The following is a 17237-nucleotide window of genomic DNA, read 5'->3' as shown; positions in this document are numbered from 1 at the left end:
ATGCAGGAAACGGTGACCGTGGAAATATGGAGCGACACCGAGACAACACCAGAGCAGGTTGCCCTTACCGAGCGCTCTGCAGATTCTATGTTCTTCGAAGGCTCCATGCCGGCAAGTGAAAACCCGCCGGTCCACGGAGATGGGGCGCTTAGCGTATCTCCCGGTGATGCAGTCACCGCAAGATATATCGATGCGCTTGATTGCGATGGTTCGACCAACGTCACATACACCGACACGGCGCACATCGACTGCACGATGCCGTTGATATCCAATGTGGGGGAGAAAAACATCACCGATACGTCGGCCGTCATTTACTGGACGACCGACGAAGAATCCACATCCGTCGTGCACTGGGGTGACGTGAAGCCTCCGTCTAACACTGCGAGCAAATCTGGAATGACGACGAACCATGAAGTGACTCTAAGCGGTCTCCAGCAGTGCACGATCTATTACTATTCCGTGGAGAGCGAAGATATCGCAGGAAATATAGCGATCGATGATAGTGGCGGTCAGTACTATCATTTCGAGACATATGGAGACTTTGGGAGCGGGTTGCAACCATGCCACGAGGGGCGCGTGACGATCGAAAAAGATATATACAATTGCACTAATACAGTCGGCTTCAACGTCGTGGACATGGACATCAATAACGATCCTCTGATGGCCGAGACGACAACACTCCGCGTGACGAGTACTACGGAAAGCACGCCGGAGATGGTCGTTGCAACGGAAACGGGACCGAACACTTCAAAGTTCGCAGGATCGATACAGATCTCCACTGGAGCTCCTGTGCCTGATGGACTGCTCCAGGCTGAGGATGGGGATGTCGTGACGGTGACCTACCTTGATGCCGATGACGGCACCGGAAACACAGCAATTTCATTCGATACCGCGACGCTGGATTGCAGAGGACCGCAGGTACAGAACCTGCGCGTCACGGACATCACGGATCAGCGGATGACGGTCCGATTCGAAACTGCGGAACAGGGAAACACGGTAGTTGAGTGGGGTCCCACGCCCAGCCTCGGGAACACGATCACCCAGTCGGCGATGGTGACGACGCATACTGTCCTGATCAACAAGCTGGACATCTGTAATCAGGTTTATCTGCGCGTCTCAAGCACTGATGCCAACGGCAACACGTCGATCGGCGATAATAACGGCTCGCCCCATCTTGTCCACACCTGGGACATCCCCGGGCTTTACTGGCGCGAGACCTTCGAAGGAGATACGTCGGGATGGGTTCTCGACGGCGAATGGCAGATAGGGGCGCCACAGGGGAAAGGAGGTTCATCGGGATATGCCGACCCGACATCGGCTTACAACAACACGAAGGCAATGGGTGACGATCTCACAGGGATGGGCTCCCATCTCGGGGATTACGAACATAGCATCACCGAGAATGCAACAAGCCAGAGCCTCAGTGCCAGCTCGTGGAACAACACCAAGCTCCTCTTATATCGTCAGCTCAACGTCATGAAAGACGACCTTGCCAAGATCGCCGTGATCAAGCACAACAAAGAGTATGAAGTTTACAGCAGCGGCAACATCGCCGTAACTCAGAGCGGCTATTCGATGGCAACCTTCGATGTCAGCGGTCTCGTCGACCGCCAGAGTTCGGTGAAAATCCGGTTCAAGATCATTGCCGACATAGACAACATCTTCTTCGATGATGGTGTATCTTCCGGGTGGAACATCGATGACGTCATCATGAAGGATGGGACAAAGCCTGATTACGGGCCATGCGGAAACTGCGGAACGGCCCCTTCCTTCAACGGGGCAAAGAGCGCCGCGGATAACAACGCCTGCGGAGCCACAGGAGTAACGGTCTCATGGGATCAGGCTGTCTCGTGGGGTACGGGAGGAAGCGGAACGTATTCAGTGTATCGCGATACGGTGCCTGACTTCACACCGTCTGCGTCAAACAGGATAGCTCTGGGGGTAACAGGTACTTCTTACAACGACACATCGGCTCCGACCGATCAGACCCTCTACTACCTGGTGCGTGCCGAAAACGATGAGACCTGCGGCACCGGACCGAACAACGGCGGCATGACGGACAGCAATACGGTCTATGTCTCGGTGGTGGAGACGACAAGCTGGGCAATCCCGGGCGAAGTCGTAACCCTTCGCGCGAAGATGGTCAACTACGCTCACCTGAGACTATACTGGGAAGCCACTTCGGGAGCGACGACATATAGAATTTACCGCTCCACGGCGCCAAATGGTGAATTCATCATGCTCGGCGAGACTAGCGAGCTCTTTTACGAGGATCTGAATCAGGGGGGAAACGCCAACAGTTACTATTACAAAGTCAGAGGAGTCAATCCCTGTAATCAGGAGGGCCCGTAGAGGCTAATCATTTTAATCTCTTTATGTTGCAGAAACAATCTTGACTGAGGATACCACTAAGCGTACCTTTAAGGTTCGGTAGTTAGTTATTGAAAAGTGTGCCTATAGGCTTTCAACATGGAATGCTATAAAAGCATTTTCATTCCAAGAGGAGGCGAAGCATGAGATCTAACCTGCTTTTGCGGACTAGGAGTCTGCAGATTCATCTGCTGATTTTAGCTTTAGTCGTCTCAGCATCGACAATTATGGGTTTCCAGGTGAAGCAGGAACCGAGCCGATTCGACATGTTGGTCATCCATGACCCATCGAACATCGGCGTGGCAACTCTTTCTGTGGAGACACTCGGAGACGGGAATCCCCTTCGCGCGGGCTGGGAATTCTTCAAAGCAGAATACGGTCCTGGATGGAATATATATCTCGATGGCCGCTCCGGAGCTCCGCTCCTGGTTGAAGGAAAGGGGATACCCTGGATTCAGGGGACAGGCAACAAGCTTGTAGGTCCTGAGACAGTGACTCTTGATTATCTTGAAAGAGGCCTGAGAGAATTCATTGCTCGCAATGCTGCCATCCTCATGGCAAGGGACGCGGAACTCGTTCTGAACCGGGAGGCTTCCGGGAAATTGACGCCAGAGGTCTGGCAGATCATTTTTAACAGAGCAGTCAATGGAATTCCTGTTTCAGGAGACAGTTATTTATTCCACATCGTACATGGCAACCTTGTATCATTCGGCGCCACACGATGGGGAAAGGTTACAGCCACTTCGACGCCATCCATTCCATCGGATGTCGCTCTCTACCAATTATTCAACTATATGAGACTGGAAGAGAAGGAGCCGATCGAATATCTGAACTCCGGCGACCTGCTCTTCGTTCCCCTCGCTGCGAATGGTGTAAGAAGAGATGTTCCCTATACCGGAGCCATCGGGGAGGGATACGATTCCACTCTTGCCTGGAAATTCATATTCAGGGTCGGAGGAGAACCCGGGACATGGGTCGGGATGGTTGATGCCCATTCGGGCGCCATTCTTGCCCTCTACGATGACAATAAGTATGCGCAGGTGAAGGGGGGCGTATATCCTGAATCTGACGATCAGATATGTCCCTCGGGATGCGAACAGCCCAACTATCCGATGCCTTTTGCGGACCTGGATGTGAACGGCGTGAACTCTACCGCAAGCAGCATGGGAATGTTTGAGTGCACCCCTACCGGTTCAACGGCCAGGACGACGCTTAACGCTCCGTATGTCTATGTCCATGATAACTGCGGTTCCATCTCGGAAACGGTTACCTGCGACGATGACCTTGATCTGAGAGTGAGTACGGGAACAGACTGCGTCGTCCCCTCGGGCTCGAGCGCCGGGAACACCCACGCCTCGAGGACCACCTTCTATCATCTGAATCGGGCCAAGGAACATGCGCGCGCCTATCTTCCAGATAACTCCTGGCTCAAGGCGAAACTGACCGACAACGTCAACATCAGCTCGACCTGCAACGCTTACTGGAACGGAACGGTAAACTTCTACAAGTCCGGAGGCGGCTGCAACAATACGGGAGAAATCGTCGGCGTTGTCATTCACGAGTGGGGGCATGGTTTAGACCAGAACGATGGTGGCGGATATGATAATCCATCAGAAGCCTATGCGGATATTTCTGAATTTATGTACGATCACACATCTTGCATCGGGCGTGGATTCTATCAGTCGGGCAAGTGCGGTGGTTACGGCAACCCGTGCCTTGAGTGCACGGGGATCCGTGACATGGATTGGGACAAGAGGCAGGACCATCAGCCTTCGACTCCGGCGAACTGGTCCGATAACTGCGGTGGAGGCGGAGGACCCTGCGGAGACGAGGAACATTGCGAGGGTTATATTTCAGGAGAAGCCATGTGGGATCTGGCAGCTCGAGATCTGCCGGCTAATGGATATGACCAGGCGACTTCCTGGCAGATCACAGACCGCATCTGGTTCAAATCGAGAGCGGGTTCAGGAGGAAACGCCTACAACTGCTCTCCGCCTAGTTCCGATGGATGCGGATCTTCCTCTTGGTTCACCAAGCTCAGAAACATCGATGATGACAACGGCAACTTGAACGATGGGACGCCGCATGCGGCAGCCATCTTTGCCGCTTTCAACCGCCACAACATCGCATGTGGCAACGCCAACGATTCGTCCAATAAGAACTACACGATCTGTCCATCAATAGGAGGAACAACGCTCAGCGCAAGTGCGGGCTCAGGCTCGGCATCGCTCTCATGGACATCCGTGGCCAATGCAGATTCTTACAACATCCTCAGAAATGATTTTAATTGCAGCCATTCCTTCATGATCGTGGCAACAGTGCCGGCACCGAATACCTCTTATACCGATACAGGTCTCGCCAATGAATTCACTCACTATTACAGGGTCCAGCCGATCGGATCGAATTCCTCCTGCCTGGGACCCGTTTCCAACTGCGTCGATGTAACTCCTCAACCTTATGCCGGATCCATCAAGTTCGACCGAGCAAAATACAACTGCAACGACGTGATACAGATCACCGTCCGCGATGCTAATGTGGGTTCCTCGACAACGACCGCCAAGATCTGGTCCACAACTGAATCAACGCCGGAGGTCGTCACCCTGACGGAGACACCGGCAGGGTCTTCTAAGTTCATCGGTACGATAAACACGACTCCCTGGGTACCCGCGGCCGATGGCCTCCTTTCCGTCGTGGATATGGATTCCATCACCGGTGAGTATATCGACGCCGATGATGGAGCAGGTGGCCATGACCTCATCCGCCAGACGACGGCATCAGTCGATTGCGTCGGGCCCATCATCAGCAGCGTCCAGGCCAAGAACATCACGGATACACAGGCAACTATCTCCTGGACGACGGATCAACTCTCGGACAGCGTCGTGACATGGGGGCCGAGCAAACCGCCGGCTAACGAAAAATCTTCATCCGCGATGGTCACATCACACTCCATTCAGCTCACAGGGCTACAATCTTGCACCGTCTATTACTACCAGGTCAGTTCCACCGATGATTCCAAGAACAAGACAACGGATGACAATGCTGGCCAGTACTATCACTTCGAGACCTACGGGAACTTCGGGAGCGGTCTGCAACCATGCCACGAAGGCAGGGTTACAATCAGCAAGGATATCTATTCCTGTTCTAGTACGGTGGACTTCCAGGTAATCGACATGGATCTCAACCCCGATCCGAATGTAATCGACACGGCGACTCTCTTCGCTTCGAGTACGACTGAGGCCGATCCCGAGCCGGTCATCGTAACGGAGACCGGTGCATACACGTCGGTCTTCACCGGTTCGATCCAGACGGCAACGGGTTCTCCGATTCCCGATGGAAAGCTTCAGAGCAGCGATGGAGATATTATCACCGTTACCTATCTGGACGCCGATGATGGAACCGGTTCCTCCAGGGTTGCCTTCGATACAGCCGTAACCGATTGCGGTGGACCGATAATCACAGACCTGAAGGTCATCGACATTACAGATCAACGAATGACCATTCAGTTCAAAACGGGAGAGCCGGGAGACACGGTCGTTGAATGGGGTTCTACCCCTAGTCTTGGTCAGACCATCACGCAGCCAGCATTGACGACGACGCATTCAACGCTTCTCAACAAGCTGAGCATGTGCAACACCTTCTACATCAGAGTGTCGAGCACCGATGTGTACGGGAACAGGATGATCGCCGATCTGAACGGCATCCCCCACGTTACTCACACCTGGGATATTCCAGGACTCTACTGGAGAGAAACATTCGAAGGTGATACATCAGGCTGGACGCTCAACGGCGAGTGGCAGATCGGCACTCCGCAGGGGAAGGGTGGAGCTTATGGAAACCCCGATCCAAATGGAGCTTACAATAACAACAAGGCCATGGGAGACGACCTGACCGGAATGGGGAGATTTCCAGGCGATTACGAGCATTACATCACCGAGACCTCGACGAGCCAGACGCTCAATGCGAACTCCTGGACCGGTACAAAGCTTATCCTCTATCGTCAGCTCAACGTCCGGTTCCAGGATACCGCCTCCATAATCGTGATGCATGGAACCAAGGAAAACGAGATTTACAACAACGGCGGACAGGATGTCGTTCAAAACGGTTACTCCAAGACATCGTTCGATGTAGGTGGTCTCGTCGATGGGCAGAATCAGATAAAGCTTCGATTCAAACTCTCTTCCGACATCGAAAGCGCTCCATACGATGATGGGATCTCATCAGGATGGAACATCGACGATATCATCTTCAAGGATGGTACGAAGCCCGATTATGATGCTTGCGGTGGCTGCACAGTGGAGCCTTCTTTCGGGGGAGCCAAGAGCGCGGCGGATAACAGTGCCTGTGGCGCCACGGGCGTTACCATTTCGTGGGATCAGGCATTTGCCTGGGGTACGGGAAGCAGCGGCAGCTATACGGTTTACCGTGACGTGATACCAAGTTTCACACCGTCAGCAGCAAACAGGATCGCTTACGGGATTACCGGTCTTTCTTACGACGATGCATCGGCTCCCACTGACCAGACTCTCTACTATCTCGTGAGAGCGGAGAACAACGAGAGCTGCAGCACCGGTCCGAACAACGGCGGTCTGATGGATGACAACGTGGCCTACGTGACGGTGACTGAGACGACGACCTGGCAGATACCCGAGGAAGTCGTGACCCTGAAGGTGAAGATGGTCAACCACGCTCATGTCCGGTTGTTCTGGGAGGCCACGCCGGGAGCTACAAAGTACCGGATCTATCGTTCAACTTCTCCAAATGGTGTCTTTACCCTCCTCAAAGAGACGGATGGACTATTTTATGATGACCTGAACCAGGGGAACAATGCCACAAACTACTATTATAGTGTGAGAGGCGTCAATCCCTGCAACCAGGAAGGACCGTAATTCTTTTTTTCCTTGACCTCACTTTTCAGCGGAAGTAACATTCTTCAAAATTATCCAGAGGGGCTCTATATGAAGAAGAGTCAATCCGCCTTCTTTTGCCTTTCTATCCTTTTCATGATCGCCCTGCTCATAGGATCGGCTTCCATCGCGAGGGAGAGGATTTCAGTCACCACAGTGGATTTTCTGAAAGGAATGGGTCTGACTGTTAATGGTGCCGGGCCGCTCCTGATAAGAGTGGATGCGGATCGAGACCGCATCATCGTTCCTGACACTCTCAGCAGTTCAATTTCCATTATGGACGGGAAGAGTCATAACTTGGTGAACATTCCGCTGGGCGGAAGAGCTCTCCAGCACCTCAAGGATGAATCGATGACTATTAGCCGGAAGAACGGCGAGATCTATCTCATCGGCACCAGGTCCCTGTTCGTCGTCTCTCCGCAGAATCGATCGGCAAGGATGATCCCGACTGAAGTCCAGTTCGAGTCGGTTGCCGTCAATGACGCGACGGGGAATGCCTTCCTGGCGGGCAGGGAAAGCGGCTCGCTTGGCTTCCTGAGGTCGGGCTCGGACAGGCTCGAGATGCTGAAATGGCAGGAAGGGAGGCAGGAGCTGATGAACCTGAACCAGACGCCCCCTCCCGCAATCCGCAAAGTGGTCTCGGATAATCTGCTGGACAAGGTCATCTCCATCGATGGCTTGACGTCGACACTGCACTTCTTCGATGGGAAGACCGGAAAGAGGCTCGATTCCCGGCCGGTGCAGCTCAGCAGCGGGGGACGCTGGCACCTCGCAGGCTACGATGAAAAGGACCATCACCTTTATCTTGTGACCGAAACCGAGAAGAGAGAGGTGATAGAAGCCGCGAAGATTGGAATCGTCGATGGTAACGACGTCATAGTCAAACTACCAAAATTTACGGAGGGGGTCGGGATCAAGTATAACCCGCTGCGCGATGAGGTATACATCCCGTACGATAACCATCCTTCCGTCCATGTGGTCGATTTTAGGAACGGGGGAAAGGTGAACGAGATAAAGATTCCGGCTTACGGCAACGACGCGAGCGCCATCGATCTAAAAAACGATATCCTGTACATCGGTAGCTGGGCTTTCGGGGAGGTGGATGTCATAGATCTGAGGATGCGAAAGCTGCAGAAGAGGATCCCCGGCCTCGGAATCATACCTCACATGTTCGCGATGGCTTTCAATCCTAACAGCAACCTTATCTATTTTCCAAAAGGGGCAACGGCGGTGAACGGAACGTTCGGTGCAGCAATCAGCGTTCTTGACCCCGTCACCGAAAAGCTCGGAAAGATCCACACAGGATGGGCACCAATCGAGCTGATCGAATTGAAGGAACGAAAGAGCTTCCTCGTCTTCAACTCGGAGAATGAATTCGCAGAGGTCCGCGCCGATGGAAGCTATGAAATGCACAGACTCCCATACGATTATCCTGTACGTGCCATCCACAATCCGGGTGGAGATGTCTATCTATCTTATGGGCCTCATCAGTCATACTGGCCGGTAGTCTACATCTGGGATGCGAAGAACGGCATCCTTACAATCGATAAGAATGACCTCAGCTTCTATGACCGTCGCATCCCTCGCCAGGCGCACAGTATGGCTCTTGATGAGAAAGGGACCCTCTACTTCACGCAGAACAACTGGGGGAAGGAGGAACAGTTCCTTGGCACACTCGAGGATGAGGTGCGGGTCTTCGACGCCGGGAAGAGAATCGCTCTTGGCGATGAGGTCGAAAGGGAAATCACACAGAGACTTCTAAAATTCGATCAGGATCTGAACCGGCTATACCTCGTCAGGGTAGCCGAAAAGGACGAAGACCCGAGCCTGCTCCAGGTCATCGATCCGGTGGAGAAGAAGGTCATTATCAAGATCCCACTCGGGCTCACGGCTTCGGACATGGTCTCAGACGATGAGCATCTGTACATCTCCAACTTCGACTCAAACAGCGTCTCAATCATAAACAAGAAGAGCTTCGAGATACAGGAGATAGAAACGGGAGAAAAGCCGCTCAAGCTCTGCCGTCTGGGATTCAGAGCCTACGTCATCAACCACGGGGACAACACGCTGCAGGAAGTGGCTGAGAAGGGTAAAGTTTATAATATCCCCTACGATGGGTTGCCCGACAATCTCTTTGCCTGGAAGGGGAAGATCATCATCGCATCGCACAGTAACCGGGCGCTCCAGATCATTCAGTTCGACCCCGGAAATGAATCGTTCACTCTGCTCTGTAGAGAAGACTATCCTTACGGAGACATAAGCTTCGATTCGCGGAACGTCTCTTTCTATGTCAGGGGACAGTTCGGGGATGCTCTCTTCAGCATCACGAAGGGAGAAGTGGGCATTGACGGTCGGCTCTGGCTGGCCGATTTCCTCTCTGGAAAACTCTTCATCCTCCAATCTGAGTGAAGCGGACCAACTTGCATTTGTAATCTTCTTATTCCTTTATCTTATCCAGAAGGATGGAGTTGAAGATGAGTTTGAAGGTCGCAGGGGTTGAAGCCCGGAACTGCGGGTTGAAGCCGAACAGGACGAACTGACCCTTTCCCTTCTTGAACCACGCCAGGGCCGGCTTTCTGCCGATCATTGCCTCTTTCTCGCAGTATCCGCTCAGAAGAATCTCCTTCTCAGGAAAGGATGCGATGATTCGTCGGTCCATGTCCAGGTTGGGCAGGGAGGTTGAAAAAACGATTTTTCCTTCGGAAAATAGCCCCGCTCTCTTATCAATGCCGAGCGTGAGAGGATGCTCCTCCAACCAGTCCACTTTAAGAAAGGAACCTGGACAGAAGAACCCCGCTTCTCTGAATTTTTTCGATAGGTCTCTGACTGGAAGCTGAAACTCCTCTTTTTTCTCTTCGCCGAGCGGGATTTTCAGCGTCTCCATGAAGAGCTTTGTCGACCGACCCCACGATACGATGATGCCGCCCTTATCGATGAAGGTCATCAGTGCCTCCATCCCCTTGTCCCCGATCCCCTCAGCGAATTCAGGAGGATAGTCGCTTATGAAGTAGTCTTCATCAGGCTTCCTCTTCCCCTCTTTTAGTATCGCGTCATCCTGATCGGGAAGTAGAACCAGGTCGAACTCTTTTGCAAAGTCAATCTGTTTAAAATCTCCGGGGCGGATGACTCTGTAAGGGATGTGATAGGAATCGAAGAGAAACCTGGTCCAGCCGGCATCCATATCATGGAAATAAGATTCGACGAGAGCTATCCTGGGAACTTTCAATGGTCTTGATGTTGCGCTTACAGGATCTGCGGCAAATACCGGCGAAACGGGTAATCCTTCAAGAAGCTTTTTCATCTCATTGCGGTTCCTGTCTCCAATCGGGACGATAAAGCTTCCTGCCGGAAACTCCACGCCAACGATCTTTACAGATTTCTCCAGGCGTTCAACGCTCATGCCGAGTTCGATAGCTGTGAAAGCTGCCATGAAGCTTTCGTTGTTGTTCACGTTGAAGATGGCGGCGGCCGCCTTCTCCGGAAATTTGCTCCGCAGATGGAATGCGTCGGTAATTTTCTGCAATTTTGATTCAAGATTGCTGGAGCGCTGGTGAGCCTCGATCGACTCGATATCTCTGTGAAGAGGAAGAGACCAGCTCGTAACGTCATAGGGCTTGATGATCTCTCCACCTGGCGTGTAGTGCCTGATGGGGTAAGACTGCCGCTCCATCACCTCCTTGATGAATGGGCGGAATGGTTGAGATAGCGGGATGACTATGTCTCCTTCTCTGAAAGTGCGTTCCCCTGCCTGGACCGGGGCAGAGAGCCGGTAAACATCCACTCCATGCTCCCTGAGAAGATTGACGAGGGCTACGAGTTCGCTCAGATCATGTTGCATGGCGGGAAGAATATAGTAGAAGGGTGGTTCCAGCCTTCCCCTTTCCACTTCTTTCCTGCACAGGTCGTTCCTGAACTTGAGTATTGCCTCTCTGTTCTGGGATGCCGTTCTGAGGATGGAAATGAAGGATTCTACTTCGTACTCCACTATGTCGCTCAGCTTCCACCAGCCTCCTGGCCATGGAAGGGTCATGTTGATGCTCTTCTTGTATTCCGCAAGCCCCTTCCCGGAAGCATTCAATTCAATCGGTTCAACGAATATCGGAGTGGCGACTTTCGCGCTCGCGGCTTCGGTTAGAAAGCCAATGACGTTCTTCCAGAGCGCAGTCTCAGTAGAACCGGGCCAGTAATCGTCGAAGAGATAATGCTGGGAAATCCCCTTGAGCCCTTTCTCCGTCATGTCCTTTGCCAGATTCGAACCGAAGATCCAGACCCAGTTCCATACACCTGCATCGATGTTTTCCGTGATGGGATCGTGGGGCGGCGGAACGAAATACTGCGGACCCGTCGTCCCCATCTGATGCTTCTCCACCATCACCTGCGGGAACCAGTCCCTGTTGTAAATGGCAGCAATTGCCTTCGTATCGCTCTGCGAGAGGGTGATGAAATCCCGGTTGTTGTCATGACCGGTATATTTATGATAGATGCCAGGCATGGAGCTTCCTTCATATTTTGTTCCCTTGTATCTATTGTAATTCTCCACGATCATGTCCATGCCGTCGGGGTTGTGACATGGAACGATCATGTAGACGACGTTATCCAGCCATTTCATCACGACTGGATCGGCGGTTGTTGCCAGGTCGTAAGCGATGAGAGGAAGGGATTGTGTTGGTCCTACCTCGGAAGAATGCATGGATAGCGTGGCAAGAACGAAGACCCTTCCTCTCCTGATCATTTTTTCTCTTTCCGGATCAGGGATGCCAGGATCCAGAGCCAGTCTTCGGTTGATCTCTCTCAACGATTCGAGATTACCGATGTTCTCTTCCGATGAGATAAACAGGACGTAGAGCTTCTTCCCCATGGGAGACGACCCGATCTCCAGCAACGCGACCCGTGGGGAAGCCTGATCGAGCTTCTGAAGGTACTGGATGAGGGTCTCGTAGTCGAAGAGCATCCTGTCAGTGCCTGGTTTGAAGCCGAAGAACCGTTCTGGCCGCTCGACATCGGCAGATACCTGGACAGAGGTCATTACCCCGAGGATGAACAGAAAAACCATGCTCATCCCCCTTGAATATTCTCGGAGTCCTTTCATGTCATGCTCCTAACTGATGAATAGATTTGATGAGAATTATAACAGATTGAAAGAGGATGGGTTTCAGGCTTTTTCCTTCCCTTTTTTCTGGTACTGCCTAACCTGGTGCATGAATGCTTCCAGGCGGGTGAGCGCTCCAGTCTCTTCCTGGCCGTCGTATGCCATGTTCAGGAATGGAATGTTGTCGTGCTCCTCGCGGAACCGCTTCATGATGGCTCCAACTATCGTTCCGGGCATACAGGTGAAGGGCATGACGTTGACCAGACCGGAAACCCCCTTCTTCATGAAATCCACACATTTTCCGACAGAAAGAACGGCCTCTCCCTGGAAGGAATCATCGACGTATGGAGATGCGTACTCCAGCGTTTCCTCAATGGTCGGCTCATGGGCATTGACAATATCTCCCTTAAAGACCGCCTCGAGCTTCTTCATGTCGCTCTTCTGGACCTGGTCTGCAAGGAATATCTTGAAGGCGTTGAAGAAGTGCCTGTGCCTGAAGTTATAACGCTGGGACGTGACGTTCAAGTAGAGGAACCACTCGGCGACCGTCGGCAGCCACACCTCAGCGCCCAGCTTCTCGAGCTGTCGGACTATGTTCTCGTTGCTGAATGGGTTATTGCGAATGTATATCTCTCCAACAAGGCCTATCCTCGGCTTCGAGCCAGCGTCCATAAGCTCGATCTGATTGAAACATGTTCTGGCCTCCTCGAGAAGTTCAAGCAGGCCGGCCAAGCATTTTTTCGGATCATTCTTGCTATCGCGCACGACCTCATAGGTTCTCCGCAGGAAAGAATTGAAGAGCTTATCGGTCACTTCGCGATGGACCTCGTAAGGTCGGGTCTCCCTTAGCTTCTTTTCCAGAAGGTCGATTGCGACGACTCCCTGCCAGGTGATCCGCGTGAAGTTCCTTCCCAGGATCTTCAGGTCCTTATATAGCCGTGCGTTCTGATTCGGGGAGTAGATGGGAACGTCGGGGAATCCGAGATCATCGAGGATCAAACGGTGCAGCCGATGGTACTGCCCGAAGCGGCAGGGGCCGCTTCCGGACGGCATGAAGAAGGCCGAGTGATGACGGTCGAAGTCCGGGCTCTTCACGATGCGCGCCATATCGCCCGCCGTCAGGATGCAAGGATAACACTCTTTGCCAGAGGTCACTTTCCTCCCGAGGAGGATAGAATCCTGATTGGACGGGGCGAAGAGCTGTGCATCAATGTTGCAGGCATGGAACGCTCCGATCAACGCATGAGCATGCTCGGTCATGTAAGGAATGTGGATCTTTCGACTGTAAGCATCCCTGGTGAGGACTAGTGTCTTGGGCTTTCTCTCTTCCTTCTTGCCCCGCTTATGGACGTTCTTCAGGCTGTCCATGAAGGCTTCCAGCCGTGTGATGAGACCCGCATCTGCGCTGTGTTCATCCACCTCGAGCTGCAGGTATGGCTTTCCTCTCATCTTTTCCCGGAAGAAGTGAAGGATGAAAGAATCCGGACCACAGGAAAAGTTGGTGAGGTAGATGGCGTGCAGCCTGGGATCGTCATGCACTATCTCCGCGGCACTGAAGATCTTTTGACCGTACTTCCAGTACATATCCTGCCATTCATCGACGAGATCGACCTCGTCGAGGGAGAGGTAATCCATTGGAATGGCTATTATCCCCAGATCGCGCAGCTTCCTGGGAAGCTCCATGTTCATCCCGGGATCGCAGCCGTTGTATGGTCGACTGATGAGAACCATGGCGTTCTGGCCTTCTTTGAGATTCTTCAGTATTTCCCTTCCGCGTTCTTTCAGAGATGCCTGAAAGCAGTTCAGCGCTCTTGAAGCCGAGCTGAAGGCTTTCTCCGCTTCCTCTCCGCTCTTGCCCATCTCTTGTGCAAGATCTGTCAGAGTGCGCTTAAGATTCTTTTGCGACCAGCTGAAGTGGATAACAGGCGAGAGGAGTCTGACCCCGTTGCTTTCAAAATCGATGGCAGATCGAATTGTATAAGGAATGGCCTGGACGTAAGGACAGCAATAACTCCCCTTCAGCGAGGAGTGTGATAGGGGCATATCGACGATACTCGGCAGAAAGATCGTCTTCACTCCCCTGTCAATCAGATCCTGCACATGACCGTGAGTGACCTTGATGGGGAAGCAGGTCTCCGCGACGACCTTTTCCAGCCCCTTATGGATGAGGCGCTTGTTCGTCTTATCCGAAAAAACTATGCGGAATCCAAGCGATTCGAAGAAGGTTCTCCAGAAAGGCATGAGCTCATGGAAGGTGAGGATCCGGGGAATTCCGATGACCGGCGCATCATCCGGAATGGTTTCAGAGTCGATCCGGGAAGCGTAGAGTGCTTTCTCGCGCTCGGCAAAGAGATCTGGCAATTCTATTCGCTTCTTCCTTCGCTTATGATCAATGTCATACTTCTCGCAGCGGCTGCCATAGAACAGCGCATTCTCCCCTGCGACCGTCACCTGCCGGATCTCGCAGCGATTGGAGCAGTCCTGGCATTCAAAAGTACTGAGTTCGTACGGTCGCTTGCTCAGATCCCACCCTTTGAAATTTGTCCTGTCCGGGTTGCTGTCCATAGCCAGGAGGGCACAGCCGATGGCTCCCATGACCTCATTGTGCTCTGGGACGACAATCTTCTTCCCCGTCACCTTTTCGAAGGCAGCCACTACACCGTTGTTGAAAGCAGTCCCCCCTTGGAAGAAGATATTGTTACCAATCCGCTTGTTACCGACGACTTTGTTCAGGTAGTTGTGGACGATGGCGTAACTCAGGCCCGCAACGAGGCTGTCCGGTTTCGCTCCTCTCTGCTGATGATGGAGGAGGTCCGATTCCATGAAGACTGTGCATCGCTCCCCCATGCAAACCGGATCACAGGCGCTCAGGGCAAGGTTCCCGAACTCCTCCTTGATGGAGAGCCCAAGCTTTTCCGCCTGTTCTTCCAGGAATGATCCCGTTCCGGCAGCGCAGACCTTGTTCATCTCAAAATCTACGATTGCTCCATGGTCGAGCGATATATACTTTGAATCCTGTCCGCCGATTTCAAATATGGTATCGACATGCGGGTCGATGTGCACGGCCGCGGTCGCCTGGGCGGTGATCTCGTTCCGGATCGTGTCTGCTCCAACGTAGTCCCCCGTGAGGTATCGACCAGAGCCTGTGGTCCCGACCGCTTTGATCTCGACGAGATGTCCGATCTCTGTGCCGACCTCGTCCAGACCTCTCCGGATCGCTTCGATCGGTCTTCCGGCTGTCATCAGATAGCGCTTGGAGAGGACATTTCCCTTCTCGTCGATGACGACGACGTTAGTGGAAATGGAACCCACATCGATCCCCAGGTAGGCCGGGATCTTCTGGCCAGCATGAAGATGCATCAGTGGTTGCCAGGTCTTTTCTTTCTTATGATGCTCGGACAGTGAAAGAGGCTCCATGGACATTTCGGACTGGGCCGGCAGGGTAAGGTACTCCCGAAGATTCCCCAGACCCTGGAATGCCTTCTTTGAAGAGCCGCTGTTTTCCATGGTGATGAAGGCCGCGCCGATGGCTCCCATGCAGGCAAAGTACTTTGGAATGATAAATTCGTTTTCTTTCAGTTCCAGGACATCGAGAAAGGCCTTTCGCATACCTGCATTGGCGGCAACGCCCCCCTGGAAGGAGATGGGGCTTATGAAAGGTTTTCCCTTGCCGATGTTGGATTTGAAATTTCGCGCAAGCGCGTAGCAGAGGCCCGCTATGATGTCATAATCTGCGGTAGCACCCTGCTGAAGGTGGATCATGTCACTCTTGGCAAAGACGCTGCACCGCCCTGCAATGCGCGGCGGGGATTTGGATTTAAGGGCGAGATTACCGAACTCTTCGATTGTGAAGTTCATACGGCTGGCCTGCTGATCCAGAAACGAACCAGTCCCCGCGGCGCAGACCGTATTCATGGAAAAATCGACGATCCTGTATTCACCGTTTGAAGAGTTGTTCTCCAGGAGGATAAGCTTGGAATCCTCTCCACCCATCTCTATGATGGTCTTGACCTGCGGATGGAAATGGGCTGTGGATTTGCTCTGAGCTATCACCTCATTGACGAACTCCGCATTCAGGAGCTCGGCGATGAGTTTCCCGGCTGTACCAGTGACCGAGAAACTGGCTACCATTTCCTCCGGAACGCGGGAGAATATTCCGGTCAGAACGCTCAGGGTAGTCTCTAAAGGACGTCCCTTTGTGCGCGTGTAATGTTCTTCGAGGATATTTCTCGCATCATCGATCAGAACAACCTTAGCACTGACCGATCCAACATCCACCCCCACATGAATTCTGTCCTGACTCATCTAAGTCAGCAGCCCCCTGACAAAGAGTTCATATCCAACACCTTATAAAATCAATCTATTATAACAACTGTTTTCGTACCTATGCGGAGAAATGCTCATTCACCCCTCAATAAATTTACCGGACTTTTCCTCTATGGCAACAAAAATTTTTAGGGAAAGGAATTTCAAAGCAATATCATTTATTTTAATTAATGCGATTTTAAAAGCTAAAAGTAGTCATAGAAATCTGAATTTAAATCACCTTTGATATAAAAATCCTGCTTGACAATTAATAATTTCAACATATATGATAGAAAAAATTTCTTAAAGGATAACTTTAAATGGATAGTAAAGAAAATACTCAAAGAAAAGAAAGCTCAAAGAGGCTAAGCCAATTTCTCCTAAGAATCAGATTAGATTCCAACCTTAAACTAAATTTATTACTGTCGCTTGCCAAATTCTTGGCAGCGTCCCAAAATGAGGTGGAAATTGGTTTAGAGAACCCATCCTACCCATCTCCTGAATCATTGTCAAACTGTTTTCATGCTGCTTCCAGTATTTCCGCCCACCCGATGACGATCGGTTCCTTC

The 17237-nt window shown here is 52.2% G+C and carries 6 protein-coding genes; 4 read left to right on the top strand and 2 right to left on the bottom strand.

What is annotated here, in order from left to right; all coding sequences use genetic code 11:
- The 3 genes from AB1756_08840 to AB1756_08830 all read left to right on the top strand — a co-directional run.
- Positions 1 to 2352: hypothetical protein (locus AB1756_08840; GenBank protein ID MEW5807435.1), on the top strand; the 2352-nt coding region annotated here is incomplete at its 5' end.
- A 161-nt stretch (positions 2353 to 2513) separates the two neighbouring features.
- On the top strand, positions 2514 to 7256 hold the full coding sequence (locus tag AB1756_08835; protein MEW5807434.1) for a hypothetical protein: 4743 nt from the start codon (positions 2514 to 2516) through the stop codon (positions 7254 to 7256).
- 69 nt (positions 7257 to 7325) lie between these two features.
- On the top strand, positions 7326 to 9683 hold the full coding sequence (locus AB1756_08830) for a hypothetical protein (GenBank protein MEW5807433.1): 2358 nt from the start codon (positions 7326 to 7328) through the stop codon (positions 9681 to 9683).
- 28 nt (positions 9684 to 9711) lie between these two features.
- Here AB1756_08830 and AB1756_08825 read toward each other — a convergent pair whose 3' ends face one another.
- On the bottom strand, positions 9712 to 12363 hold the full coding sequence (locus AB1756_08825) for a M14 metallopeptidase family protein (GenBank protein ID MEW5807432.1): 2652 nt from the start codon (positions 12361 to 12363) through the stop codon (positions 9712 to 9714).
- Positions 12364 to 12426: 63 nt separating this feature from the next.
- Positions 12427 to 16668: an acyl-CoA dehydratase activase gene (locus AB1756_08820; GenBank protein MEW5807431.1), complete on the bottom strand. Its 4242-nt coding sequence runs from the start codon at positions 16666 to 16668 to the stop codon at positions 12427 to 12429.
- A gap of 320 nt (positions 16669 to 16988) precedes the next feature.
- Between AB1756_08820 and AB1756_08815 the strand changes: the two genes are divergently transcribed.
- Positions 16989 to 17237, top strand: a 249-nt coding sequence (locus AB1756_08815) for a hypothetical protein (protein ID MEW5807430.1), incomplete at its 3' end; no start/stop codon positions are given.

This window comes from Acidobacteriota bacterium (assembly GCA_040752675.1).
GTDB lineage: Bacteria > Acidobacteriota > Polarisedimenticolia > JBFMGF01 > JBFMGF01 > JBFMGF01.
The sequence above is the reverse complement of the archived record's forward strand: the minus strand, read 5'-3'. Positions and strand labels throughout refer to the sequence as shown.